The sequence below is a fragment of the Pricia mediterranea genome, from assembly GCF_032248455.1.
GTDB classification, from domain to species: Bacteria; Bacteroidota; Bacteroidia; order Flavobacteriales; family Flavobacteriaceae; genus Pricia; species Pricia mediterranea.
Genome location: NZ_JAVTTP010000001.1, coordinates 958,623 through 984,555 on the forward strand (window position 1 = coordinate 958,623; position 25,933 = coordinate 984,555).

At 46.0% G+C, this 25,933-nt stretch carries 25 protein-coding genes and 5 tRNA genes; 10 read left to right on the forward strand and 20 right to left on the reverse strand.

Going from position 1 to position 25,933, the window contains the following annotated elements:
- Positions 1-8 precede the first annotated feature (8 nt).
- The 19 genes from rplK to RQM65_RS04045 form a co-directional block, all read right to left on the reverse strand.
- Positions 9-446 (reverse strand): 50S ribosomal protein L11, encoded by a 438-nt coding sequence (gene rplK, locus RQM65_RS03955; RefSeq protein ID WP_314012905.1) that lies wholly within the window; start codon positions 444-446, stop codon positions 9-11.
- 67 nt (positions 447-513) lie between these two features.
- Positions 514-1,065, reverse strand: coding sequence for a transcription termination/antitermination protein NusG (nusG, locus tag RQM65_RS03960; RefSeq protein WP_314012907.1), 552 nt, complete (start codon positions 1,063-1,065; stop codon positions 514-516).
- Positions 1,066-1,074: 9 nt separating this feature from the next.
- Positions 1,075-1,263, reverse strand: a complete 189-nt coding sequence (secE, locus tag RQM65_RS03965) for a preprotein translocase subunit SecE (RefSeq protein ID WP_314012908.1) — start codon at positions 1,261-1,263, stop codon at positions 1,075-1,077.
- A gap of 113 nt (positions 1,264-1,376) precedes the next feature.
- Positions 1,377-1,449 (reverse strand) — tRNA-Trp (locus RQM65_RS03970).
- 109 nt (positions 1,450-1,558) lie between these two features.
- Positions 1,559-2,746, reverse strand: a complete 1,188-nt coding sequence (gene tuf, locus RQM65_RS03975; RefSeq protein WP_314012909.1) for an elongation factor Tu — start codon at positions 2,744-2,746, stop codon at positions 1,559-1,561.
- A 53-nt stretch (positions 2,747-2,799) separates the two neighbouring features.
- Positions 2,800-2,871 (reverse strand) — tRNA-Thr (locus tag RQM65_RS03980).
- Positions 2,872-3,215: 344 nt separating this feature from the next.
- Positions 3,216-3,288: transfer RNA gene (locus tag RQM65_RS03985), tRNA-Gly, on the reverse strand.
- A 165-nt stretch (positions 3,289-3,453) separates the two neighbouring features.
- A tRNA-Tyr gene (locus RQM65_RS03990) sits at positions 3,454-3,535 on the reverse strand.
- Positions 3,536-3,568: 33 nt separating this feature from the next.
- Positions 3,569-3,642: transfer RNA gene (locus tag RQM65_RS03995), tRNA-Thr, on the reverse strand.
- A gap of 102 nt (positions 3,643-3,744) precedes the next feature.
- Positions 3,745-4,047: a ribosome hibernation-promoting factor, HPF/YfiA family gene (hpf, locus tag RQM65_RS04000; RefSeq protein ID WP_314012911.1), complete on the reverse strand. Its 303-nt coding sequence runs from the start codon at positions 4,045-4,047 to the stop codon at positions 3,745-3,747.
- A gap of 25 nt (positions 4,048-4,072) precedes the next feature.
- Positions 4,073-4,963, reverse strand: coding sequence for a tyrosine-type recombinase/integrase (locus tag RQM65_RS04005; protein ID WP_314012912.1), 891 nt, complete (start codon positions 4,961-4,963; stop codon positions 4,073-4,075).
- Positions 4,964-5,258: 295 nt separating this feature from the next.
- On the reverse strand, positions 5,259-5,453 hold the full coding sequence (gene rpsU, locus RQM65_RS04010; RefSeq protein ID WP_314012913.1) for a 30S ribosomal protein S21: 195 nt from the start codon (positions 5,451-5,453) through the stop codon (positions 5,259-5,261).
- Positions 5,454-5,611: 158 nt separating this feature from the next.
- Positions 5,612-6,781, reverse strand: a complete 1,170-nt coding sequence (locus tag RQM65_RS04015) for an acyl-CoA dehydrogenase family protein (RefSeq protein WP_314012915.1) — start codon at positions 6,779-6,781, stop codon at positions 5,612-5,614.
- 9 nt (positions 6,782-6,790) lie between these two features.
- Positions 6,791-7,780 (reverse strand): ComEA family DNA-binding protein, encoded by a 990-nt coding sequence (locus RQM65_RS04020; protein ID WP_314012917.1) that lies wholly within the window; start codon positions 7,778-7,780, stop codon positions 6,791-6,793.
- Between the two features lie 296 nt (positions 7,781-8,076).
- On the reverse strand, positions 8,077-10,152 hold the full coding sequence (locus RQM65_RS04025) for an amino acid carrier protein (protein ID WP_314012919.1): 2,076 nt from the start codon (positions 10,150-10,152) through the stop codon (positions 8,077-8,079).
- 348 nt (positions 10,153-10,500) lie between these two features.
- A complete protein-coding gene (locus RQM65_RS04030; protein ID WP_314016778.1) occupies positions 10,501-11,463 on the reverse strand; it encodes a potassium channel family protein in 963 nt (320 codons plus the stop codon).
- A 168-nt stretch (positions 11,464-11,631) separates the two neighbouring features.
- A complete protein-coding gene (locus RQM65_RS04035) occupies positions 11,632-11,859 on the reverse strand; it encodes a PspC domain-containing protein (protein WP_314012921.1) in 228 nt (75 codons plus the stop codon).
- A gap of 136 nt (positions 11,860-11,995) precedes the next feature.
- The gene (locus tag RQM65_RS04040) at positions 11,996-13,363 is read right to left on the reverse strand and encodes a DUF2851 family protein (RefSeq protein WP_314012923.1); all 1,368 of its coding nucleotides are present in this window, start codon (positions 13,361-13,363) and stop codon (positions 11,996-11,998) included.
- Positions 13,364-13,580: 217 nt separating this feature from the next.
- Positions 13,581-13,892, reverse strand: coding sequence for a rhodanese-like domain-containing protein (locus RQM65_RS04045; RefSeq protein ID WP_314012925.1), 312 nt, complete (start codon positions 13,890-13,892; stop codon positions 13,581-13,583).
- 145 nt (positions 13,893-14,037) lie between these two features.
- On the opposite strand from RQM65_RS04045, the gene RQM65_RS04050 reads away from it, so the two are divergent.
- The 10 genes from RQM65_RS04050 to RQM65_RS04095 all read left to right on the forward strand — a co-directional run bounded on the left by RQM65_RS04050 (position 14,038) and on the right by RQM65_RS04095 (position 23,089).
- Positions 14,038-14,484 carry a MarR family winged helix-turn-helix transcriptional regulator gene (locus RQM65_RS04050; RefSeq protein ID WP_314012927.1) on the forward strand — a complete coding sequence of 149 codons (447 nt, stop codon included), beginning with the start codon at positions 14,038-14,040 and terminating at the stop codon, positions 14,482-14,484.
- Between the two features lie 59 nt (positions 14,485-14,543).
- Positions 14,544-15,125 (forward strand): YceI family protein, encoded by a 582-nt coding sequence (locus tag RQM65_RS04055; protein WP_314012929.1) that lies wholly within the window; start codon positions 14,544-14,546, stop codon positions 15,123-15,125.
- 234 nt (positions 15,126-15,359) lie between these two features.
- Positions 15,360-16,760 (forward strand): anthranilate synthase component I family protein, encoded by a 1,401-nt coding sequence (locus RQM65_RS04060; protein ID WP_314012931.1) that lies wholly within the window; start codon positions 15,360-15,362, stop codon positions 16,758-16,760.
- 103 nt (positions 16,761-16,863) lie between these two features.
- Entirely contained in the window at positions 16,864-17,493 is a 630-nt protein-coding gene (locus tag RQM65_RS04065) for an anthranilate synthase component II (protein ID WP_314012932.1), read from the forward strand.
- Positions 17,494-17,807: 314 nt separating this feature from the next.
- A complete protein-coding gene (trpD, locus tag RQM65_RS04070; protein ID WP_314012934.1) occupies positions 17,808-18,806 on the forward strand; it encodes an anthranilate phosphoribosyltransferase in 999 nt (332 codons plus the stop codon).
- Between the two features lie 252 nt (positions 18,807-19,058).
- A complete protein-coding gene (gene trpC, locus RQM65_RS04075) occupies positions 19,059-19,844 on the forward strand; it encodes an indole-3-glycerol phosphate synthase TrpC (protein WP_314012936.1) in 786 nt (261 codons plus the stop codon).
- 98 nt (positions 19,845-19,942) lie between these two features.
- Positions 19,943-20,656, forward strand: coding sequence for a phosphoribosylanthranilate isomerase (locus RQM65_RS04080; protein ID WP_314012937.1), 714 nt, complete (start codon positions 19,943-19,945; stop codon positions 20,654-20,656).
- A 103-nt stretch (positions 20,657-20,759) separates the two neighbouring features.
- Entirely contained in the window at positions 20,760-21,944 is a 1,185-nt protein-coding gene (gene trpB, locus RQM65_RS04085) for a tryptophan synthase subunit beta (RefSeq protein WP_314016779.1), read from the forward strand.
- Positions 21,945-22,003: 59 nt separating this feature from the next.
- The gene (trpA, locus tag RQM65_RS04090) at positions 22,004-22,765 is read left to right on the forward strand and encodes a tryptophan synthase subunit alpha (RefSeq protein WP_314016780.1); all 762 of its coding nucleotides are present in this window, start codon (positions 22,004-22,006) and stop codon (positions 22,763-22,765) included.
- 180 nt (positions 22,766-22,945) lie between these two features.
- The gene (locus RQM65_RS04095; protein ID WP_314012938.1) at positions 22,946-23,089 is read left to right on the forward strand and encodes a hypothetical protein; all 144 of its coding nucleotides are present in this window, start codon (positions 22,946-22,948) and stop codon (positions 23,087-23,089) included.
- Between the two features lie 92 nt (positions 23,090-23,181).
- Here RQM65_RS04095 and RQM65_RS04100 read toward each other — a convergent pair whose 3' ends face one another.
- Entirely contained in the window at positions 23,182-25,728 is a 2,547-nt protein-coding gene (locus tag RQM65_RS04100) for a phosphoenolpyruvate carboxylase (RefSeq protein WP_314012940.1), read from the reverse strand.
- Positions 25,729-25,933: the final 205 nt, after the last annotated feature.

The window sequence follows — 25,933 nt, forward strand, 5'->3', positions numbered from 1 at the left end:
TTAAGATTTTAAAAGGGTCGTTTGCCGGAAATCTTCATGCCCATGGAGCGTGCGGTACCGGCGACCATGTTCATGGCCGATTCGATGGTGAACGCGTTCAGGTCAACCATTTTGTCTTCGGCTATCGCCTTGACCTGATCCCAGGAAACCTTTCCCAATTTTACCCGGTTAGGCTCGCCAGATCCTTTTTTTATCTTAGCCGCTTCCATCAGTTGAACGGCCGCCGGTGGTGTTTTTACGACAAAATCGAAAGATTTGTCCTTATAAACGGTGATAACAACGGGCAGTACTTTTCCCGGTTTGTCCTGCGTTCGTGCATTGAACTGCTTACAGAACTCCATAATGTTAACTCCGGCAGCACCTAAGGCGGGTCCGACCGGTGGCGACGGATTCGCTGCACCTCCCCTAACTTGTAGTTTGACTACTTTACCTACTTCTTTTGCCATTCTGTATTAATTGAATTCCAGTTGTATTCGTTGGAAGCAACACAACCTTATATATGTAACATTTATTTTACACTTTTTCGACCTGCATATAGCTTAATTCCAAGGGCGTTTTTCTTCCGAAAATCTTCACCATCACCTCAAGCTTACGCTTCTCTTCATTGATTTTCTCTACTGTACCGTTGAAACCGTTGAACGGTCCGTCGATTACCTTGACCGTTTCCCCGTGGGTGAAAGGAATCGCTACACTCTCTGTATCCACGGCCAATTCGTCCGCCTTACCGAGCATCCGGTTTACTTCCGATTTTCGTAGCGGAATGGGATCTCCACCTTTGGTTTCCCCTAAGAAACCGATTACGTTGGTGATAGAACGTATGATGTGTATCATTTCGCCGCCCAGATTGGCCTTGATCATGATATAACCCGGAAAATAGACTCTTTCCTTATTGATTTTTTTTCCGTTACGTATCTGTATGACCTTTTCGGTAGGAACAAGAACGTCTTCTAAATAATCGGCAAACCCATGTCTTTCGACCTCACTTTCGATATAGCCCTTTATTTTGTTCTCTTGGCCGCTGACCGCTCTCACAACATACCACTTCTTATCCAATACTTCTGACATAGCGATCGATTAATTTAAAACGTTGTCGAAATACAATTGCACCAACTCACTGAATACCGTATCGACTCCCCAAGTCGCCAACGCGAACAAAATAGAAAACACAGCGACAACAATCATTAGGTTCGAAGCCTCTTCCCTGGAAGGCAGGGTAACGTTGTGACGAAGTTCTTCTACGGATTCTTTAATATAGGTCAACATAAAATTCGACGATTAAGTGATTCTGCTGTCAATTTATTCAGGACGGGAGCAGAGACTTCCCTCGACTATGTCCGGGATAGACTTCTCGTCTCGCACACTCCTCTTTTTAACTGCACGGGAGGAGAGACTCGAACTCCCGACACCTGGTTTTGGAGACCAGTGCTCTACCAACTGAGCTACACCCGTTTAGATGCTCAGACCACAAGCTTTGGTGCCTTGAGCATAATTGTAGTTAAAGGTGCTCTGCCCTAATCTAGATCAGGACGGAACACCCTTAAGCCTACTTCAACTAAAATTAGTCGATAATCTTGGTTACCTGACCGGCACCTACGGTTCTACCACCTTCACGGATGGCGAATCGAAGACCTACGCTCAAGGCAATAGGCTGAATAAGGTCTACCGTAATAGTAAGGTTGTCACCGGGCATTACCATTTCGACTCCGTCAGGAAGCGCAATATTACCCGTTACGTCAGTCGTTCTAACATAGAACTGCGGACGATAGTTGTTGTGGAAAGGCGTGTGACGCCCGCCTTCTTCTTTTTTAAGGATATACACCTCGGCCTCAAACTTGGCGTGCGGCTTTACGGAACCTGGCTTACAGATTACCATACCCCTACTGATCTGTGATTTTTCGATACCTCTCAACAGGATACCAACGTTATCACCGGCCTCGCCTCTATCCAAAATCTTACGGAACATCTCGACACCAGTAATGGTAGAGGTCAACTTGTCGGCACCCATACCGATAATATCCACAGAGTCGCCTGTGTTGGCAACACCAGTTTCGATACGACCGGTAGCAACCGTTCCGCGGCCTGTAATCGTAAATACATCTTCAACGGGCAGCAAAAAGTCTTTTTCAACGTCTCGCTCGGGCACTTCGATCCACTCGTCAACAGCTTCCATTAGCTCAAGAACAGTCTTAGTCCACTTATCATCGCCGTTCAATGCGCCCAAAGCGGAACCTGAGATTACGGGACCATTGTCACCGTCATACTCGTAGAAAGAAAGCAACTCACGCACCTCCATTTCCACCAATTCCAGAAGCTCCTCGTCATCGACCAAATCAACTTTGTTCATAAAAACGACGATTCGCGGAATACCGACCTGGCGGCCCAAAAGGATATGCTCACGTGTTTGCGGCATAGGTCCGTCCGTCGCGGCGACCACCAATATTGCTCCGTCCATCTGTGCGGCACCGGTAACCATGTTCTTGACATAATCGGCGTGACCGGGACAGTCAACGTGTGCATAGTGACGTGATTCGGTGGCATACTCGACGTGTGAAGAATTAATGGTGATACCACGTTCTTTCTCCTCGGGTGCGTTATCGATTTGATCGAAGGCGCTAGCCTCTGAATAGCCGGCATCTGCCAATACCTTGGTTATTGCTGCAGTTAATGTTGTTTTACCGTGATCCACGTGTCCAATAGTACCTATGTTCAAGTGCGGTTTGGAACGATCGAAAGTTTCCTTTGCCATGTTTAACGAATTTTAATCTTAGTTATAAATTAGTGTGTAATACTGCCTTTATGAGCCAACGATGGGAATTGAACCCATGACCTCTTCCTTACCAAGGAAACGCTCTACCCCTGAGCTACGTCGGCATTTTTAAAGTCCAAGGTTCAAACCGGCCCTCCAGCGGCGCCAAAGGATTTCGATTGAACCCAATAAACTCGTATTGGAAATGAACCAAAATACTGACGAAGGCGATTCAAGGGTATCCTTGACAACCTTCATTTAAGCGGAAGGCCGGATATTATCGACTGCCCGCAGGAGCAACTTTTCAGGGCGCCCCACCACAACGTGTCGTCTGGGCCTGTGTCGGGGGATACGCTTTTCGCGTAAATGAAACGTGGATTTGGTTTCAAAAAAAGAGATACAATCTTCCTTCGGCCGACATTCAGGAAAATTTTATTATACCATAAGACGCAAATCCCCTGTTGCTTTGAGCGGGAGACCGGGTTCGAACCGGCGACATTCAGCTTGGAAGGCTGACGCTCTACCAACTGAGCTACTCCCGCTTATAATTAAAACAATATATCAAAAAAACGTTTTCAACCAATCGACACCCCACGGCGCCGGACATTCTCCTCCCGAACGTGCCGTTCGGTGCGGGCGGGTACCAACTTAGCTACTCCCGCGAAATCAATTATCAATTACCAATCAATAATCTATACTTTTATTTGTGGGGAGAGCAGGATTCGAACCTGCGAAGACATAGTCAGCAGATTTACAGTCTGCCCTCGTTGGCCGCTTGAGTATCTCCCCTAGCCAAATTTAAATGAACTTTCAATAGTTTCGAGCCGATGGAGGGACTCGAACCCACGACCTGCTGATTACAAATCAGCTGCTCTAGCCAGCTGAGCTACATCGGCCTTTTACACCCCTTTTTGAGCATAAAAAAGTCCGCTATTTCTAACGGACTGCAAATGTAGAGATTTATTTGTTTAATCAAAATAAATTGACAAAAAAAATAATCAAGTCTGGACACGCATTTTTTCCTTGCGCTTAATCAGCTTACGCTCGAGGGAACTGCAGGCGGAATCCACCGCTTCCTCAAAACTCTTACATTGTTTTTTGACCATAAACTTATCCCCCGGCACATACAGCTTGATTTCGACAATCTTATTTTCTTTTGAACTGGTATTTTCCACTTTCAAATACACGTCGGAGCTAATAATTTTGTCGTAAAAAGTCTCCAACTTGTCCATCCTGTTTTCCAGAAAATCAATGAGTTTTCTGTCGGCATTGAAATTGACTGATTGCGCGTTTACTTGCATAGTTGAGGATTATTAAGGTTGAACTTCATTTCTTGCTCCTGGGGTGATGCGATGCGTGTACCTCCTTGAGCTTCGCAACACTATTATTGGTGTACACCTGGGTCGACGCCAAACTGGAATGCCCCAATAACTCCCTGACCGAATTCATATCGGCCCCCTTATTTAGCAGGTGGGTCGCAAAGGTGTGTCTAAGTATATGCGGACTCTTTTTAACTTTCGAGGACACTTCACTAAAATAGAAATTTATTAATCGATAGACAAGGGTTTCATAGGTTTTATAACCTGACTTTAACAAAAACACATAGGCATCATCAACTGTTGTTCCCAGCAAGATTCTCTTTTCAAAATACGACATAAACGCCTGAACCGTAGTGGGCAACAGGGGTATCATACGTTCCTTGTTCCGTTTTCCCAAAACTTTGATCAATCGTCCGCTGAGGTCTACATCGACCATTTTTAAATTGATAAGTTCCGCTCGACGAATACCCGTGGTGTACAAAAGCTCGACCATTAATTTATCCCGGGCGCCCTCAAAATCGTCTGGATATTCAATCTGTGACAGCACATTGCGCATTTCTTCCTCCGAAAATGGTACCTCGCTTTTTTTTGACGTTTTAAGGGCTTTGTGCTTTGCCAGCGGATTGAAATCGATTCGCTCGATACGCTGTAAAAACTTGTAGTAAGCCTTTAGGGAAGCTATTTTACGGTTTATGGAACGATTTGAGATGTTGGAATCCACCAACGATACGATCCAATGGCGAATTAAGTTATACTCCACATCCTCAACACTGTGGAGGTCGTGCTCATCGGTACAGAATAATTGAAAAGCCTCAATATCTTTTTGATAGGCGGTTACCGTATGGCTGGAATATTTTTTTTCCAGGGAAAGATAGGATATAAAAGATCGGAGCGCCATGCTGCGAAGTTAGCAAAAGGATTCTATATGGCTTAAAAAGGATGGAGGCGTCAGAAATGTTCATTACCACCACAACTAAGTTTTTTCCCTGCGCAACCTAAATTCGACCCATCGCTGCAATAGAAACAGCGCTTGATTCAACCGAAAATTACGCGTTCGAATCCTTCGGAATTACATCCTAAAGAAATCCAATGACCCGCAGCGGAAAAATCATTCAAACTCACGGGCCACACAGCATAAAAAATCCCGCTCTAGGCGGGATTCTTCTATTCTATTGTACAACGTGGCAAGGACGTCAGATTTCCTCCGCATCCCTGAGACCCTGTATGTATTGTGCTTTTTGCAATTGGGCTCTGCGCTCTACGGAGGGTTTGGTAAACTGTTGACGCTTACGCAATCGCCGCATCGTGCCCGTTTTATCGAACTTACGCTTAAAACGCTTTAAAGCCCTATCGATGTTTTCTCCTTCTTTTACTGGTATAATTAACATTGGCTACAACCTCCTTTCTTTATTAGTTAAAGGAACGACTTTTGTTCCATTCAGGGTGCAAATATAAAACTAATTTGGAAACAGGCATCCCTTTTGATTTTAAATTTTAAAACAATCCAAATGCCGTCCGCTGTTTCCGGAAACACGTTCGCAGAAGTTTAATCCCCTGCCGGCCGATACTCCTTCTTATCGATGACTATCTTAGCGATTATTTCTTTCAATATTTCGGAAGTACCGCCGCCAATCGGGCCCAAGCGGCTGTCACGTAAAAGACGTGCCATGGGGTAATCTTCGATATATCCGTATCCTCCTAAAAACTGTAGGCAGTTATAGATGACCTCATCGGCCATTTTAGTGGCTTTTAGCTTGGATATCGTCGCCTCCCGGACCACATATTCTCCGCGGTCCATTTTATATACTACACCGTAATTATATTGTTTGCATACCTCCATATCGGCATGTAGTTCGACAAAGCGGTGGCGTAGGGCCTGATACTGGTCGATGGTTTTACCGAAAGTCTCGCGTTCGGACATGTATTGCAAGGCATAATCTAAAGCGTACTCCGCCCTGGCGTGAGCGTTGATGCCCATAATCAACCGCTCAAGGGCAAAAGCTTCCATAATGAAGCCAAAACCCGCGCCCTCTTCGCCCATCAAATTGGCTGCAGGCACCTCTACATTATCGAATGCCAGTTCGGCGGTATCCGAGGCCCGCCACCCCAGTTTATTGAGTTTATTCTTGCTAACGCCTTTGCTGTCAAGGTCCACGATAAAGATACTGATGCCCTTATTTCCGGCGGAAGGGTCGGTCTTCGCGGCCAAAATGGTATAATCGCCATAGACCCCGTTCGTGATAAAAGTTTTTGATCCGTTAATAATATAGGAATCTCCCTCTTTGGTCGCGGTGGTTCGCATTCCCGCTACATCACTGCCCCCGAAGGGTTCGGTAACGCCGAGGCTTCCAATTATCTTGCCGTCGATACTCGGGGCGAGATATTTTTCTTTCTGGGATTCGTTACCGTTCTTTCTCAAATGGGTCATGGCCAAATAGGCGTGGGCCCATACAGCGGCGGCGAATCCGCCGGAATTAATTTTTTGGAGTTCTTCGAGCAGAATGACGGTATAAAATAGGTCAAGGCCCAGGCCCCCATCTTCTTCGTACACCGCTAGGCCAAAATATCCCATTTCGCCAAACTTTTCCCAGATAAAATCTTCTATCTGTCCGGATGCTTCCCATTTCTCGACATGGGGCACGACTTCTTTCTGTAAAAAATCTTTTAGACTCTCCCGAAACAGACCGTGTTCTTCGGTGAAGTACATACTTTGCATAGCTTCTTTTTAAAGGGACAAATATAAAGCTATTATCTCGATCTTATCCGATGGAAAACCTTCAATATTTTTAAGTTCGTCTAAGGAAACTATGCCATTTTTACGATTTCGGTAGGCAACGATATCAATCGCGACTTTTCTTTGAACGTATACCAGCGCACCGATATCTTCTACGGACGCCGTATTGATGTTGATTTTTTGGATGTCGGATTTTGACAGCACCTTGAACTTTTTAAGCGTTTTTTCCACGACCGCAGGCTCGAGTCCGTATACATGGTACAATTGGTCGTCGACGAGAAACCCACCTAGCCTATCCCGAAATTTTACGATGCGTGCGGACAGCTTTTCGCCAATACCATTGATTGTTCTAAGCTCCTCGGCAGTAACGGTGTTCAGGTCCTTTATCGGTGTCGTCTGCGAACTTCGGTCGTTATTTTGGCCGATTCGGGCGGGCGGGAAGCTTTCGTCTTTAGCGATTCTGCCTTCCCGTTGACGCCCATTTGGGTTTCCTTCCGATGTACGTTTACTCGAATTACTTGCGTACTCAAACTGCGTACTGCCACCTGCAGGCCGCTTTTTCTTTTTCGTCCATTCCGGAAATTTGAAATAGGGGGATATGATACCCAACAGGGAATCGGATACATGAGTAAGCTGCTGGAATTCTTTCGGGCTGTTGACGAATTTGTTCTTTTTTCGGAAAGCGTGTAATCTGTCGATCTCGTCGGTTGACATTCCCAAGGTATATCCTTTATAATCGGAGATGAAATTGGGATTAAAAGGATAAATTATGACCGAATCCTTTTTCAGGGCCGCTTGTTTGAGGGTGTCGATATGTGCCTGTAGTTCATGGTCTGTGACAAAGACGTCCTCAGGACCACCCTTAAAAAAATTTCCGAAAAAATAATATCCTATCTGTAGCGCTACTATAATAAGGAGTAAAAAGAAAATCCCACTGCGTTCCTGCTTGTTGAAACGGAAGTAAGATTTTAACTTGTTCACGAGGCCTAGCTTTCTGTCCGGTACCCCCTAAAAACGTACGGACCGCGTGTTTTATTGTCTAGCTTCTGCCCTCATTGCCGTGAAACAAAATGAACAATATTCGATTTGACCAAAAAACGAAAGGAAGAAGGAAGAAGGACAGTTAAAGGTACCAAAACTGGACTTACCCACAATGGGGGGTGAATTATTGGCCATGATCCGTCTTACCGATGACAAACAGGAACTTCACGAACCCATTGTTCTCCGTTGTTCAGTTTCCTAACTGAATCAGAAAAATCTGTCCGAATCCTATTCGATCAGCGCTCGACGGATTTCTGTTTTTTAAACAGCTCGTTGGCTTTGAGCTTATGCCAATAGTTGGCCAGGTCGCCCCTTACTTCACCGGACATAATGTACAATCCTATAATATTTGGAAAAGACATGGCTAAAATCATCATATCCGAGAACACCAAAACCGCTCCTAGGCTTACCGATGCCCCGACGACCACGAATACCAAGAAAAGTAGTTTATAGGTCAATTCTGATTTTTTACTTTTTCCGAACAGATACGTCCAGGCCCGCATGCCGTAGTACGACCAGGATATCATGGTCGAAAAGGCAAATAGGAAAACGGCAACGCCCAGTACGTAAGGGAACCAAGTAATTTCGCTTCCGAAGGCGTCGGAGGTCAACTGTGCGCCGGCCATGCCCTCGACCTCGTGCATTCCCGTAAAAATAAGCACTAGGGCGGTCAGGGTACAGACGACGACCGTATCGATAAAAGGCTCCAAGAGCGCCACAAAGCCCTCGGAAGGCGGATGATTGGTCTTCGCCGCACTGTGGGCGATTGCCGCCGATCCGACCCCGGCCTCATTGGAAAACGCAGCGCGCTGGAAACCAACGACCAAGACTCCGATAACCCCGCCTTTTAGGGCACTGGGACTAAAAGCGCCGTCAACTATCGCCCCGAATGCGGGAGCGACGTTCTGAATGTTCATAATGATCACTGCCAAGGCGGCCAACACATAAATAGTCGCCATAAGGGGCACAATTTTGCCCGTTACCTTGGCAATACTCCGTATACCCCCGATAATCACCACGCCTACCAAAATGGCGGTAAGCACCCCGAACCAGAAGCCGTTACCCGCCAAAACGGGAAACTGGCCCGATAATTGTTCGAAGGATTGGTTCGCCTGGAACATATTACCGCCCCCAAAGGAGGCCCCGATTGCCAACACGGCGAAGAGTCCCGCCAGCACTTTTCCGAGCCCGGCCATATTTTTCTTGGCCAGTCCGTACCGCAGATAGTTCATCGGCCCGCCGAACACCCTTCCATCGGGCAAAATGTCGCGGTATTTTACCCCAAGGGTACATTCCACGAATTTCGATGACATTCCCAATAGTCCGCAAATAATCATCCAGAACGTGGCTCCGGCGCCGCCCAATGAAACCGCAACGGCAACCCCCGCAATATTGCCTAGACCCACCGTTCCGGAAACGGCAGTGGCCAAGGCCTGAAAATGGGTCACCTGCCCCGGTGCATCGGGATCGTCATATTTACCTCGTGCCAGGTCGATGGAATGTTTGAACCCGCGAACGTTGATAAAGCCCATACGGATCGTAAAGAAAAGCGCACCGAAAACCAGCCAAATCACAATAAAGGGAATCGGCTTGGTGACGGGATCTCCGTTAGGGTGTAAAAGGGCCACCTGCTCATCGTATTTTATTTCCGCCAGAAAATGGGCACCTTGCTCGATAACATGTTCGGGGTTTTCAAAATTGTAGATGGCCTTGCCCTCCTGTACCAGATGGTTCAGTTCTCCGCTCGCCGAGGCGACGACCGTTCGGTCAAAAGTATTGTTACTCGAAACCACTGCAATTTCATCGCCCTCCCTTACTTCCGCACCGTTAGGCTTCAACCACTGTTTAAGCACGAACTTCTCCTCTATGTTAGCGGACCATCCGGGGGTGGACACCAATTTCACATCGGCATAGGCTACCGGATCGTAAATGCCGATGGCTGCGAAGGGATCCCAAAACAATACAGTTTCCAAGGCTGCGACCGCCGGTGTCATCACCCCGTTGAAAACTTCGGTTATCGCCTGCGTCTCCACTTTATACGTTTCAGTGACCGAAGCACCACTGGCGTCGGTAACCGTTACCGTGTAGGGCACCCCTTCCGTAAGCCCGACGGCCTTATTGCTGGTCAAAGGGGTACTTTGATTGCTCCATTTATATGTGTAGGGCGGCGTACCACCTAGTACCTGCAGGTCAATGGCCCCGTCGTTGATTTGATTTGAAGGGTTCATCACCGCTTCGTTGATCCTGAGCCCTTCCTGGGCATCAAGGGTAAAAGCGAACAGGGCCAGACATAAAAAAAGGTAGTTTTTCATCCGTGTATTTTAATTGTTTTGCGCATACCAAGGTCCAACCTTATGAAATGTTCCGATCGAAATAAGGTTGATATCGCCCATTTCGTGAAGCATGCGCCGTTTGGTCTTAGAAAAAGGATTAGTGTTTGAATGGGATGTCTTTGTTAAGGAAAGCCCAATATCATAAAAAATAGCAGAACAATCAAATTCTAGCCTCGAATTAACCTAATGGACATCCATAAAAATTCGGGGAAAATTGTTTCAGCGTGCTTTCGACGATCTGAAAACGACAGAAAAAACCGATTTCATCAAGCTTGAGCACTTTTTGGAACTATTAAAAAAATACATGACACTTGAACCGGTCAATTACTAAACATGAAACATTTGGTGCAGCTTTCGTATCTGTTCGGGCCGCCCCAAGACAATAACTTTGCTTTTGGGCCTTAGCTGCAAGTCAGCTTCGGGATTGATGGTATACTTTCCATCGGGATCGATATATCCTATTATGGTGCAACCTGTTTTCTTTCGCAGGTCAAGCTCGCGTAAGGATTTGTGTTCCACGGTTTCTTTAAAATCCGCGATATCGACCTCCTCCAGGTTGGTCAGGTTTTTTCCTACGGTACCCAATTCGTCCATAAACGTAATCAGGTTCGGCATAACCACTAGCGAAGCCATGTGATCGCCCCCGATACGGTCGGGCATGATGACCTTGTTTGCCCCTGCCAATACCAATTTTTTTTGTGAGGTGACCAGCGAAGCCCTACTGATGATGAACAAATCTGCGTTCATTTGCCGGGCGGACAGCACCACGAAGAGGTTGGCCGCATCATCGGGCATGGCAGATATAAGGTATTGGGCCCTGCAAATACCGGCAGAATTCAGGATTTCATCTTCATTGGCATCGCCCTCTACGAAAAGAATATCCTCTTCGACGTATTTATCGATGACCTCTTTATCCCGTTCAATAACGACAAAAGGTCTCTTATACGTCTTTAAGCGCTCGGCCGCCTGCCTGCCGTTACGTCCGAAACCACATAAAATCACGTGATCGGTCAACTTATCGATCCTCTCCTTCACTTTTTTCTTTTTTAAAAGTTGTAACGAGTTTCTGCTCAAGATATATTCCGTAATCAATGAAAGCGAAAAAGCAAAGATAAACACGCTGGATATGATTAACAGCACGGTGAAAATCTTTGCTTCGGTACTGAGGGGCCCCACTTCCGAAAATCCGACAGTAGTTACGGTAATGGCCGTCATGTATATGGCATCTAACCAGGTGAAGTTCGAAATAAATCGATATCCCAGAACCCCTGTCGTCAGTACCAATACCATCAAACCCGTGGCTAGATAGATCCTGGACCGAAAGATGTTCAATAGTTTCACACGCTTAAAAATTTTTAATTAAAAAATTAAGAACGTATGTAACCGCTACGCTCTCGCATTAAAAATTTAAAACATCACCCCTGGTGAAGTAATTCTTAAAATTTGTTGATGCTCGTTTCATAGGTCAAATACCGAGGTGCGTTTGGTATAGACCAAATCTTTGATCCGCAGCCAGAAAGCCAAAAAAAGATAAAGGGCAAAACCAAAGCCGAGCGTCACGAAAGTAAGGTAGATGAACGAGGTACGTACTACCCGCGCCCTGATTCCCAAGCGCTCGGCAATACGGCGGCAGACTTCAAAACCGCGTTTTTGAAAATAGTAGATAAGCTGGTACAGGACATTCATGTTCAAATTTTAAGTACAAGTTCAAGCATCATGTGCAAGTTCAAGCGCAAGTATTTAGTGCAACCCGACTAACGACTGACGACTGACGACTGACGACTGACGACTGACGACTGACGACTGACGACTGACGACTAAATTAACAATTTTCATGCAATAACCGACTCCCGACCGCACACTGCAAGCATTTGTTCTGGGTGCAATATTCGTTGTATAACTGCAAGAGGGCTTGACTTTCCTTGGCGTTCTCAATGCCGACCCCTACCCGTTCATAGTTGGCGATGACACTGTTTTCCTCTTTTTTGATTTGGGATATAATCTGGATAATCTCTTCATTGGCGTCTTTCCCTTGATGTCGGGCATAGCAGAATTTTAGGGGCAATAGGGAGTTGATGACCAAAAGATCGATGAATTTCCCGGTCAGCTTCTTCGTACTTTTCCTGGATGGTTTCCCGAAGGTATAATGCCGGTTCCAGTAGCCACTTGCGGAAACATTGAACAAAGAGCGAATTTCAGACAGATCGGTGGCATGGATTACGCGGCTGAACAGATTTTGATGCGTGGCATAGAGGTTGGCCAGCTGCGACAATCGGATGGTGGGAAAGTTCGGAGGACGCAGTTTGAAGAAATGTGGTTTTTGCACGGCATCCGCTTTTAAGTCGAACTTTTTCCTTGAATACACATACTCTTTTTTGAGTCGGATGTAATAGTCGTCAAAAATTTCGTCGCTATCGAGCAAGTGGGACATTCCGTAGAACACGCTCTCCAAGGTCAAGGAATCGAATTGCAGTTTGCGCACGGTCGAAAAATCAAGGGCCTGCGCCAAGCTCAAAAAGGGTGATCCGTTGACCTTTAGCCCGAAATTCTTCAACAACAGTGCAAAAAGCACCTGCTCCCAATCGTTCTTTGAGGTTTCCAGCAATTCGAGAACCAAAGTCGCCTTCCGTTCCAAACGCTCAAAGTATAAACGTTCCAGCCAATTATCGAGTAAAAAGGTATCGATCTCCGCAATATGCTTTTCACAATTGATAAAACCTGTCCCATTTCTGTCAAAAAGATTTTGATAGTCATCCAAGAGATTTTGTGAAATATAGTTCCGGAGTTCAAGGGTAGGTATTTGGGAATTATCACTGTAAAACACCGCAGCATCGTCTTCCCAGACCACGTGTAAAATGACATTGTCGTAGTTGGAATCGCGCTCGTGATGATGCGCGTACCAGTCCGATGAACTTAGATGAATTTCGACGTTGCCCGCCCAAAGTTGGCCGTCGATACTCAACTTGGCATTGAAGAAATCCGGACCTGCCAAATGATTATGGATGCCGGGTTCGACGATACGGATCGGTTCGTTGTTGGTTCCGACCAGCTCGGTGGTGCACAACTTTCTGTATTTCCAAATAAAATGTAGCAGGTCTTCCCTCAAGGTTAAATAGTATTGAGTGCTTAGTACTGAGTATTGAGTATTGAGTAAAAAGCCACTATTTAAGGTCCACTTTTTACTGCTCATTGACGGCCTTTCACTATCTACCGCCCCCTGTAACAGGCCACGACAACTGTTCACTGTTTACTTCTTACTGCTAGACGACCAAGTGTACAGCAACGGAACATCCACAGTGTTCACCATTTGCTGCCTTCAGACCAACGCTCCCCTTACCCTATTCACAGCCTACTTTTCATTTCTTATTTCCCCGTATTCCTTTTTACTTCCAACTGACCTCTGTCGACTACTCTTCAATAACATCGCCTTCCCACTTCATAAAACCGCCTTCCAGATTATAGGCATTCTTAAAACCTACGCTGTTCATGACGGCACAGGCCTGGCCGCTTCGGTTTCCACTGCGGCAGTAAACGTAATAGTTTTTGTCCTTATCCAATTTTTCCACCTCGGTGAGGAACTCCTGTCCCAAATAAAAATCAATATTCGTGGCATTGGGAATGTACCCCTCCTCCACTTCCTCTGGGGTTCGTACGTCCAGGACAACGGCATTCTCGTCATTTTTTAACTGATCCTGCCATTCTTGCTGTGATAAATCCATTGTTGTATTATATTTATTTGCTGAACATCAAATGTACCTTTTTTAGCGCTAACGACCGCGCTGAGATTTAACAAAAGTTTAGCTTCGGGTATGCGGCAATCCGAAGAAACGAGCATACATTTGTATATACAATCATTGTAGGTACATGAATGTCGAGAAGGTCATAAAAACAGATAGGAAAATCCCGCTTAAACGCAGGACGATTATCCATCTTATGCTGATTGACCATAAAATCAATGAAACAATTGCACATGCGCTCAAACCTTTCGAGGTTTCAGTTCAACAGTTCAACGTCTTGCGTATTTTAAGGGGACAAAAGGGCAAACCGGCGAACCTGTCGACCATCAATGAGCGGATGGTCACTAAAAGGAGTAATACCACCCGATTGGTGGACAAGTTGCTGTTAAAGGGGTACGTTGACCGTAAAATATGTCCTTCGAACCGACGAAAAATCGAAATTACCATCACCGATCACGGAATGGCAAGACTGGAAAAAATGGATAGGGCGATGCAAAAAGCCGAAGATGAAGTTCTAATGAACCTATCCGACGAGAACTTGGAACAATTGAACGTATTGTTCGATAAATTTTAAATAGAAACACCACGTATTAACCACGTTTCCGCCAAAGGAAACGACTAAAATGAAAATGTATGAAAAAAGGAGTATTTAGTTTAGCATTGGCCTTAATTTTCGGAACGGCAACGGCAACGGAGCCGGTGAAAGAAGTAAAGAAAGAGGTCGATACCGAAGCCAGCACTGTTACCTGGAAAGCCTATAAGGTCACTGGCTCGCATACCGGAACCGTGGATCTGGAAGACGGCTTTTTAAGGTTTGACGGCGATAAACTTTCAGGCGGAGAGTTCACCGTTGACATGTCCACCTTAATCTCGACCGATCTGGAAGGCGATCCGGAAAACAAGAAAAAATTGGAGGGACATCTCAACTCAGAAGATTTCTTCCATACCGAGAAGCATCCGACCGCCAATATGGTCTTTACCGATGTAAAATCTACCGGTAAAAATTCGTACCAGGTAACGGGGGACCTTACCATCAAAAATATCACCAAACCGGTCGTGTTCGATGTTTCGGTTTACGGAAGCAAGGCGACCGCTACCCTAAAAATAGACAGGGCGGAATATGATGTACGCTATGGATCTGGGAGTTTCTTTGAAAATTTGGGCGATAAAACCATCTATGACGAATTTGATCTCGTCGTTGATCTGGAGTTCTAGAAGCCATCCCATTTTACTGTACGAGAGGGACCGGAAATTTCGGTCCCTCTTTTTTTTGCCCCAACGGCTTGTCATTCGAAAAATGATCTTTATATTTGAACCCATGATAAAAAATACGGTACATACTTGGTGGTGGAACAACTTTCGATACGCATCGTGAGCTGAGCATTATTGTAGTATAACTATACAGGGCCTGTCATCACGACAGGCCTTTATTATTTCATAGCTATTGACATGACGAACTATACCTTGAACACGACCTACAAACGCATTCTTGCAGATACCATCACCCCGGTGAGCGTCTATCTCAAAATTAGGGACCGCTTTCCGAATAGCATCCTTCTAGAAAGTAGTGATTATCACGCTAATGATAACAGCTTTTCCTACATTTGTTGCAATCCCATAGCCTCGATCAAAATCGAGAACGAAAGCATTGTACAGCAATTTCCCGATGGTACGTCCGAAGAAATATCAATCGAAAATGACACTGATGTAGTCACTATCATCGACGCATTCAGCCAAAGGTTCGAAACCGAGAACAAAGATTTCAAATTTATGGTAAACGGTCTCTTTGGATATATGGCGTATGACGCCGTACGCTACTTTGAGGACGTGAAGCTGGGAAAAAAGGACAATAGTATCGTCATTCCCGACCTGTACTACGCCGTGTATAAAAATGTAATCGCCATCGACCATTTTAAGAACGAGGCCTATGTTTTTGCCCATTGCTATGAATCCGAAGAAAATACGACTGAAATTGAGCGAATTCTAAACGTTCGTAATTTCGCTTCCTATAACTTTTCTATGGATGGGACGGCAGCCTCCAATCTAAAGGACGAAGAATACAAAGAGCATGTGCGTTTGGCCAAAATGCATTGTCAGCGCGGAGACGTTTTTCAACTGGTGCTCTCCCGCCGATTTTCGCAAGATTTTAAGGGGGATGAATTCAACGTGTATCGTGCCCTTCGCTCCGTCAATCCTTCGCCCTACCTGTTCTATTTCGATTATGGGGATTTTAAGATCTTTGGAAGTTCTCCGGAAGCGCAACTCGTAGTGAATGACGATATTGCCGAAATCCACCCTATCGCCGGCACTTTCAAACGCACCGGCAACGATGAACAGGACGCTATTTTGGCCAAACAACTCTCTGAAGACGATAAGGAAAACAGCGAACACGTGATGCTCGTCGACCTTGCCCGCAACGACCTCAGCCGAAACGGCAGTATGGTCGAGGTCGCCAATTACCGTGAAGTCCAGTTCTTTTCGCACGTCATCCATCTGGTATCGAAAGTAACGGGCCGAAAGAAAAAGGATGTACCTACCCTGAAGGTAGTGGCCGACACCTTTCCCGCCGGAACCTTGAGCGGTGCCCCAAAACACAGGGCCATTCAATTGATAGAAAAGTATGAAAAAACAAGTCGTGGCTACTACGGTGGCGCCATCGGTTTTATGGATTTCAACGGCAATTTTAACCACGCCATTTTAATCCGCACCTTTTTAAGCAAGAACCACCGCCTACACTATCAGGCCGGGGCGGGATTGGTAGCCGCTTCCGACCCCGATGACGAACTGCAGGAAACCTACAACAAACTGGGCGCACTGACCAAGGCGCTGGAAATCGCAGAGGGAATTTAAAAGTCCGCCAGTGCCATTGGTCCGCCAAGATCCGCGGAGACAGACGGGGAAAGTACTTATCTTTCTTTTACGCCGGGAAAAAGATTAAAAAGAAATTTAAATAATGAAAAACGATAAAATTAGTGACCGGAGCAAGGATTCTTCCCCCACAGGAGAATTCGAAAGCACCAATGTTCTTGTCATCGATAACTACGACAGCTTTACCTACAACCTTGTGCACTATCTCGAAGACATAGGATGCACGGTGACCGTGAAGCGTAACGACAGGCTTACGCTCGAGGAAGTCGATGCCTTCGATAGGATCGTATTATCGCCCGGACCTGGGATTCCAGATGAAGCGGGTTTGTTGAAGGATATAATATCCCGCTATGCCCCCACGAAAAGCATCCTTGGGGTATGTCTTGGCCAACAGGCGATAGGCGAAGTATTCGGGGGAACACTAATCAATTTGGAGGAAGTACACCACGGGGTCGCTACCCGGATAAACATCATTAAAGAAGATCCAATTTTTATGGGACTCCCAAAGGAAATCGAAGTAGGTCGATACCATTCCTGGGTCGTAGATCCGAATTTACCGGAGGGCTTGAAAGCCACTTCGGTCGATGACAGGGGACAGATCATGTCTCTTCGCCATAAGGAATACGATGTGTGCGCGGTGCAGTTTCATCCCGAATCGGTACTGACGCCCCATGGGAAGAAGATTTTGGCGAACTGGATAGGGAGTATTAAGTAGTTAGTATTGAGTATTAAGTACTGAGACACTTGGCCGGACCGTAAGCCCGTGATTGGGAGCTTTTTTATCAATTGGCTAGTTTATGGATTGATAGGTTTATAAATTTATTAAAAATATAATCGACTGTTATTGAAGCACGCACGAAGACGTCATTTAGTGCCGGCTCCGTAATCCGGTTTGGACGCAAAGTAACGACTTTCGAAAACCCAAATCCGTACTTAATACATTGTACCAAGTACTCCGTACTAAACAAATGAAATCAAAAACCATCCTGTACTTAATACGTTGTACTAAGTACTCAGTACTAAAAAAATATGAAAGAGACCTTAAACAAACTCATTAACCACGACATCCTCTCCAAAGCGGATGCCAAACGCATATTGGTCAATATGGCCAAGGGCGACTACAATACCAGTCAGATCGCGGCCTTTGTAACCGTGTACATGATGCGCAGCATCACCATCGAAGAGCTCGAAGGCTTCCGTGATGCGCTTTTGGAACTGTGTCTGTCGGTAGACCTTTCCGCCTACGACCCGGTAGACCTTTGCGGGACGGGCGGCGATGGCAAAGACACCTTCAATATCTCGACTTTGGCATCGTTCGTGACCGCAGGAGCCGGGGTGAAGGTCACTAAACACGGCAATTACGGGGTTTCCAGCAAATGCGGAAGCAGCAATGTCATGGAGTTTCTCGGCATCCATTTCAGCAATGAGAAAGATTTTTTGGAAAAATCCATTGATCAGGCCGGCATCTGCGTGTTGCATGCGCCGTTGTTCCATCCTGCCATGAAAAACGTGGCTCCCATACGACGCGATCTGGCCGTAAAGACCTTTTTCAATATGCTGGGACCGATGGTGAATCCCGCCTTCCCGAAAAATCAAATGGTAGGTGTCTTTAACCTCGAGCTGGCCCGCATGTATGGGTATCTCTATCAGAATACCGATAAAAAATTCACGGTTTTGCACGCATTGGACGGTTATGATGAAATTTCGCTGACGGGAAGGACCAAGACGATATCCAACCGTTCCGAAAGCATGCTCAAGCCCTCGGATTTTGGGGTTTCGCCCATTGAAGCCTTCGAGATTGCTGGCGGGGAAAGCATAGAAGCTTCCGCCAAAATATTTCTCAACGTTTTGGAAGGTCAGGGTACCGAAGCCCAGAACAACGTGGTCTGTGCCAATGCCGGGGTAGCAATAGCCACCGTCAAAAATATGGATGTTCAGCAAGGTTTTGATCTGGCGAAAGAATCGCTTATGAACGGAAGTGGATTGAAAGCCTTGAAAAAATTGCAGGAATTGAGTAAGGCAACCTGAGCGAAACATGAAAAGCAAGGCTTCCTAAGCGGATAAACTCTAAGACAAGTTTTAATGCGGCCGGAGCCAAAGTTTTTAATGGAATATCGATTGAAATCAACGAATTCCATCGTTTCGTTGCCTAAAAGAAATAAGTCACGAGTAGATTTTCCCCACAGGCAGAAGAAAGGGCTTTTAGGGGAATACTTAACTAATTCAACAGATTCCTTCGCTTCCTTGCCCTCGGCATGAAGTTCGGAATAATAGTTTGATATGAATATTTTAGATAAAATTGTAACGGATAAACGCAAGGAAGTGGACTTAAGGAAGTCCCTGATTCCCGTCTCCCAACTTGAGAAATCGGTGCTTTTTGATTACCCGACCGTCTCCTTGACGGACAAGCTCCGACATAGCGAAACAGGTATCATCGCCGAACATAAACGGCGGTCGCCCTCCAAATCGGTCATCAACCAAGACCTGAACGTGCAGGATGTCGCCCGGGGCTATGAAGCTGCCGGGGTTTGCGGCATGTCCGTCCTCACCGATGCCAAATACTTCGGGGGGGGCTTGGACGATCTGCTGGTAGCCCGGGCGGCCGTTGACATCCCCTTGTTGAGAAAGGAGTTTATCATCGACGAATACCAGATTTTTGAGGCCAGGGCCCACGGCGCGGATGTCATCCTTTTGATTGCCGCCATTTTGGATAAGAAAAAAATTAAACGTTTTTCCGAACGCGCCCAAAGCCTGGGCCTGGAAGTACTGCTTGAAGTCCACAACGAAGAGGAGCTCCATTATTCCATCATGCCCAGTCTCGACCTATTGGGGGTAAACAATCGAAATCTAAAGACTTTTGCGGTCAGCCTGGAAACCAGCAAGAAGCTGTCCGCCTTGATACCCGACGATTTCGTGAAAATATCAGAAAGCGGAATCAGCCGTGTCGAAGCCATCCAGCAATTGCAGCCCTACGGCTATCAAGGCTTTTTGATCGGGGAGACCTTTATGCGGACGCAAAATCCGGGAAAAGCTGCGGGGGAGTTTATTGACAGGATGGTTATTTAATTTAAAGATGTAGTTATTTAAATATGTGGGTATATATCGATTTTAAGATTTATGGATTTGAAATGTGGTAGGGTTCAATACGGAAAATAAGTATCAAAATGAAAATTAAAGTCTGCGGAATGAAATTGAATACGGCGGAAGTTGCAGAACTACGGCCCGACTACCTTGGCTTTATATTTTGGGAAGCTTCACCCCGTTATTTTGACGGAACGATTCCTTCGTTGCCGAAGGGGATAACAAAAACAGGGGTTTTTGTGGATGCCACAATAAATGAAATCCTGGACAAAGTGCAAAAATATGGTTTGGATGCCGTACAGTTACATGGGAGCGAAAGCCCCGAATTTTGTAAAGAACTACGTGTCAAGTCGGGCGCAGCCCGTGGTAAATCGAGCGCAGCCCGTGGTAAGTCGAGCCTCTCGACTTCGCTCGAGAAAAGCGCAGTCGCGACCTCTCCTTCGGAATCAAATCCCAGGATAATCAAGGTATTCTCTATCAAAGACCGATTCGATTTCAGCATTTTAGAACCTTATGAAGAAGTTTGCGACTATTTTTTGTTCGACACCAAAGGCGAGCTCCCCGGCGGAAACGGCTATGCATTTGATTGGAAAGTGCTGAAAAATTATCCTTCGACCAAGCCTTTTTTTCTAAGCGGTGGTATTGGACCGGGGGAGGCGGATTCCATCAAGGCGTTTATGCAAAGACCGGAATCCAAATATTGCCATGCCATCGACATCAACAGTCGATTTGAGATGGAACCGGGTTTAAAGTACATAGAAAAGTTAGAAAACTTTCAAAAGTCGATGCGCTGCTGATACTATCAACGACAAAGATTGTTTCTTCGCGGCATTTATTGAAAAACACTTACTCACGTAATTATCTATTTTAAAGCCAGAATTAACACATATGAACAACACCATATCTTATCACGCGAACGAAAAAGGCTACTACGGAGAGTTCGGCGGGGCGTTTATCCCTGAAATGCTATACCCGAACTGTGAGGAATTGCGACAGAACTATATCCGTATTATGGAGGAACCTTCCTTTAAAAAGGAGTTCGACCAGTTGCTACGGGATTATGTAGGACGCCCTACCCCTCTTTATTTCGCCAATCGGCTATCCGAAAAGTATGAAACGCGGATCTATCTGAAAAGGGAAGATCTCTGTCATACCGGAGCCCACAAGGTCAACAATACAATCGGACAGATCTTGGTGGCCAAAAAACTCGGCAAGAATCGTATCATAGCGGAAACCGGGGCCGGACAACACGGAGTGGCCACCGCCACCGTTTGCGCCCTGATGGGCATCGAATGTGTCGTGTACATGGGGGAAATCGATATCGAACGCCAGGCCCCGAACGTCGCTCGGATGAATATGCTGGGAGCCGAAGTACGACCGGCAAAATCGGGCAGCCGAACCCTTAAGGATGCTACCAACGAGGCCATCCGCGATTGGATCAACAATCCCGTCGATACACATTACATCATTGGTTCTGTAGTTGGGCCACACCCCTACCCCGACATGGTGGCCCGGTTTCAGTCCGTCATCTCCCAGGAAATCAAATCACAGCTGCAGGAAAAGGAAGGCCGTGAAAATCCCGATTACGTCGTTGCCTGCGTCGGCGGGGGAAGCAATGCCGCAGGGGCATATTACCACTATCTCGATACTCCCGAGGTGGGTATCATCGCGGTGGAAGCGGCTGGAAGAGGCGTTAATTCGGGAGAAAGTGCCGCCACTTCGGCACTTGGAAGGGTAGGCATCATCCACGGCAGTAAAACCTTATTGATGCAGACCGGAGACGGACAGATTACGGAACCCTATTCCATTTCCGCGGGACTTGATTATCCCGGGGTCGGTCCCATGCACGCCCACCTATTTGCATCGAAGCGCGGGGAGTTCATCTCCATCACCGATGACGAGGCCATGAAAGCGGGACTCGAAATGGCGAAATTAGAAGGTATAATCCCCGCCATCGAAACCTCACACGCCTTTGCGATTTTTGAGCATCGAAAATTTTCCAAAGACGATGTCGTGGTCGTCAACCTATCCGGTCGTGGGGACAAGGATCTACAGACGTATATCGATTATTTTAATCTGGGATGAAGTATCGAGCAGCCCTAATTGATACCAAATACTAAGTACCCAATACTATTGAAAACATGATCAACAGAATTCAGGATAAACTTAAGGAGGACAAAAAACTTCTCTCCATCTATTTCACGGCAGGCTATCCGGCCTTGGACAATACCGTTAGAATCATTCAAGATTTGGAAAAAAACGGGGTCGATATGATTGAAATCGGCCTCCCCTTTAGCGACCCCCTGGCCGACGGACCGACCATACAAGAAAGTTCCACCGCTGCCCTCAAAAACGGAATGTCCACCGAAATTCTTTTTCAGCAGCTCAAGGATATTCGGCAATCCGTTTCGATTCCGTTACTCATTATGGGCTATTTCAACCCAATGCTCCAGTATGGAGTGGAGGCATTCTGTAAAAAGTGCAAGGATATCGGTATTGACGGACTTATCATCCCTGATCTTCCCGTCAATGTGTACCATGAAACATATCAGGAAACTTTCGAGAAATACGGACTTATAAACGTATTCTTGATTACGCCACAGACCTCGGAAGAGCGCATCCGACATATCGACGATGTCTCAAAAGGCTTTATCTATATGGTCAGTTCGGCGAGTGTAACGGGCTCGAGCCAAGGCGTCGAGAAGGCCCAGACCGAGTATTTCGAACGTATTGCCGCCATGCAGCTATCCAATCCCCAAATCGTAGGCTTTGGCATCCATAATACTGAAACTTTTCGGGCAGCGACCCAAGCGGCAAAGGGCGCAATCATCGGGTCGGCATTCATAAAACATTTGACCGAACACGGTGTAAGTTCAATAGCGAAATTTATCGACGAAATTCGTTAGCATATCGCTCTGAACATTCATTAGAACTGATTCAAAACGCTATTATTACCATCGGGATTTCCATATTCCAAAATCCCTACGTTTTTATTTTTAAGAACTTACTTCAAAAAATTGAGAAGATATTAACTCGAAATCCATCATAATCTACCTATATTTAGAAGTAATCTTTAAATTAAAACTATGGGAAATACAGACGATAAGAGAAAGTTCAAGCGCAAAACGGATCAAGATCATCCCACTAGCGCCAATATTAAAAACACTGTCGATACGAACAAATTCGATATTGACGAAGAAACCATAAAAGATCAAGAGAACAAGAAGTAGCCAGATTGCGAAGGCTATTGCAATAGAATAACAAGTCCCGAAGCCGTTAACCCGGCTTCGGGACTTGTTGGTTGTTCCAGATCGGGATGTTATTAAGCTGAGTTCCGACTGGCATTGATATTACCGTACAGGGAGCGCGTAACTATTTTCTCGTACAACTCCTTGAACTCGGCGCCCTGCCCGATTTTTTGTAGGGCGTACTGCTGAATTACCAAGAGCGGCAAGACGATGTTCTCCCGGATCTTTATCGATTCGCGGGAGACGCCTTCATTCTGCATCAGGATGTCGAAACCGGAAATCTCCAACAACATTTCCTTGGAGAGCTCGTACTCCTCGTGCAAGATGTTCCAAAAATCGCCGTACTCCGGATCTTCTTTCATATAGCTAGTCAACTCAAAATAGCATTTGGTGAGTGACATCATACTATTTAGCATCAAGGCATTAAAGAAGGGCACTTCCTTGAACAGGGATTTCACTTCCTCGAGCCTACCCTCGTCCTTTAAGGTCTTTATCGCCGTGCCGATACCGAAATAACCGGGAACGTTCTGTTTCAATTGACTCCAAGAGCCTACAAAAGAAATGGCACGCAGATCGGTCAGTTTCAGTTCGGCCTTGTTGCCACGCTTGCCCGGTCTGCTGCCGATATTCGCCTTGGTGTAGTACTGCAAGGTACTCTTGTTTTCGAGATAGGGAATGAACATCTCGTGCTGCTTCAAGGCATCGTATTTGGCAAAGCTCAGCTCCGAAAGCTCTTCCATTAACCTTCGATCGCCCTTCGTAATGATGTTCTCCTTACCGAACAGATTGTTCGACAGCCCTGCGGTGAGCAGCTGCTCGGAATTGTGGATGAACTGCTCTTTGGTACCGTAGGTACTCGTAATCGTCTGACCTTGAATGGTGAGCTGAATCTCGTGATTGGCCACATCTTCGGTCTGCGCAGCGTAAAAACGGTGGGTCTTTCCGCCCCCTCGGGCCGGTGGTCCGCCACGGCCGTCAAAGAACACGGCCTTGACCCCGTTCTTTTTGCAGACTTTCGACAAGGTTTCCTTGGTTTTAAGAATGGACCAGTTGGCCTTGAGGTAACCGCCATCCTTGGTACCATCGGAAAAACCGAGCATGATGGTCTGCACATTGTTCCGACGTTCGAGATGGGCCCTGTATTCGGGCATATCGAACAAGGCCTGCATGGTCGCCTCGGCACCTTTCATCCCATCCATGGTCTCAAAGAGGGGTGCGATGTCAAAGGTTATTTCATCGGTATCCCATCCGCACCAGCGGAAAAGTCCGTAAACAAAAAGAACCGAAAAAATATCCTCGGAATTACTGATAATGTAACGGTTGCAGCCCTCCTCTCCGTTCTTTGCCTGTATTTTTTTCAACTGTGCAATATTGATTAGGGTATCCTTTACAACATCCTCCGAAAAATCGGCTGGGTCTGCTTCCATATTTTTATGGAGCAGTATATCGACCAATTCCTCTTGTTTGAGTTCGTCCAAGCTATTTTTGATAATCCCGTTATGTTGCAACAGGCTTTCCACGACCAAAATATGTTTGCTTTGGTCTTGCCGAACATCCAAGGTCGCAAAATGCACCTTGAAGATCTTGACTTTGTCGATAAGGTGGTCAAGATCCTTTAGATAGAGCGCGTGGTACTTTTCGATCAGCAATTCACGGATGGTCTCCAATTGACCGATGAGATTTTCATATTGCACGGTTTTGTCCGCATCGAACATGGCCACGTAGAGATTGTCCCGCAGTTTGTTCAACGGCTCCTGAACATCTTTGAAGGTCAATTTTTTGTGCAGTTCTTTCAGATCGTTATAATAGCATTTCATCAAGGTAATACGCAGCTCGTCGGCTACATCTGTAGTGATATCGGCCGTTACGAAAGGATTACCATCACGGTCGCCGCCGGGCCAAAACCCGAGTTTCATGATGCCATGATTCTCAAAATCGGCGTTGGGAACGCTGTGTTTGATATAGGAATACAGATCCCCGACCGCATCATAATAGACGTTACGCAAAATATAAATGATGTTTTTCGCCTCATCGAGCGGCGTAGGTTTTTTTGCATTGATCAAGGAGGTCAGTCCCAATTGCTGCAGGGTCAAATCGATATCGTTGATCCGATCTTCCAGGATAAGGCAGCGCAGTTCGTCGATAATATCCAGTACTGCCGGGGTGTAGAATTGGGTCGGATGCGCGGTAAAAACGATACGGGCACTAAAGGTGGACAGCTGCTTGGCCAACTTGTCCCAATTCCTGTTCTTGTCCACAAACTGAAAATAATCCTTGATGGATTGTGAACCGGTATGTTCGTGCAACTTTGGAAAGGCCGCATCTTCCACGCTATCATAAAGCACCACTTGGCGCTCAACGTATTGAATAATGCGAAACATAAAGTCGATTTGGGCCCGTTCATCTTCGATGTCCGCATAGTTGCTAAAAAACGTATCTAAAATCTCTTGGGGATGTTGCCCCGCCCGCAAGCCCTTTTGGCATCTATCGGACAGCACGGGGATGAGCATCCCGACGTTTTCGATATTTTGGTAGGGCAAGTTCAGAAACAGGCTATTATATACGTTGAACTTGTTGGTAACCGACTTCTTAAAAGTTTCGAGTCTTTCTATTTGATGCATATAGGGATATGGTGTTTAAATTTTTATATAATATCGATTGAACCGATAAATATCGGGATTAGCGGGCTTGTGCGCGCAGGTTTTGAACATAAACCACAAAATAGGGTGCCTACACCACAAAAACAACAGGGTTCACAACAAAAATTTCCGTTCAGGGTAATGTGGGGGTATTTTTACGGAGTAATAAAAACGAAATAAAAGTTTT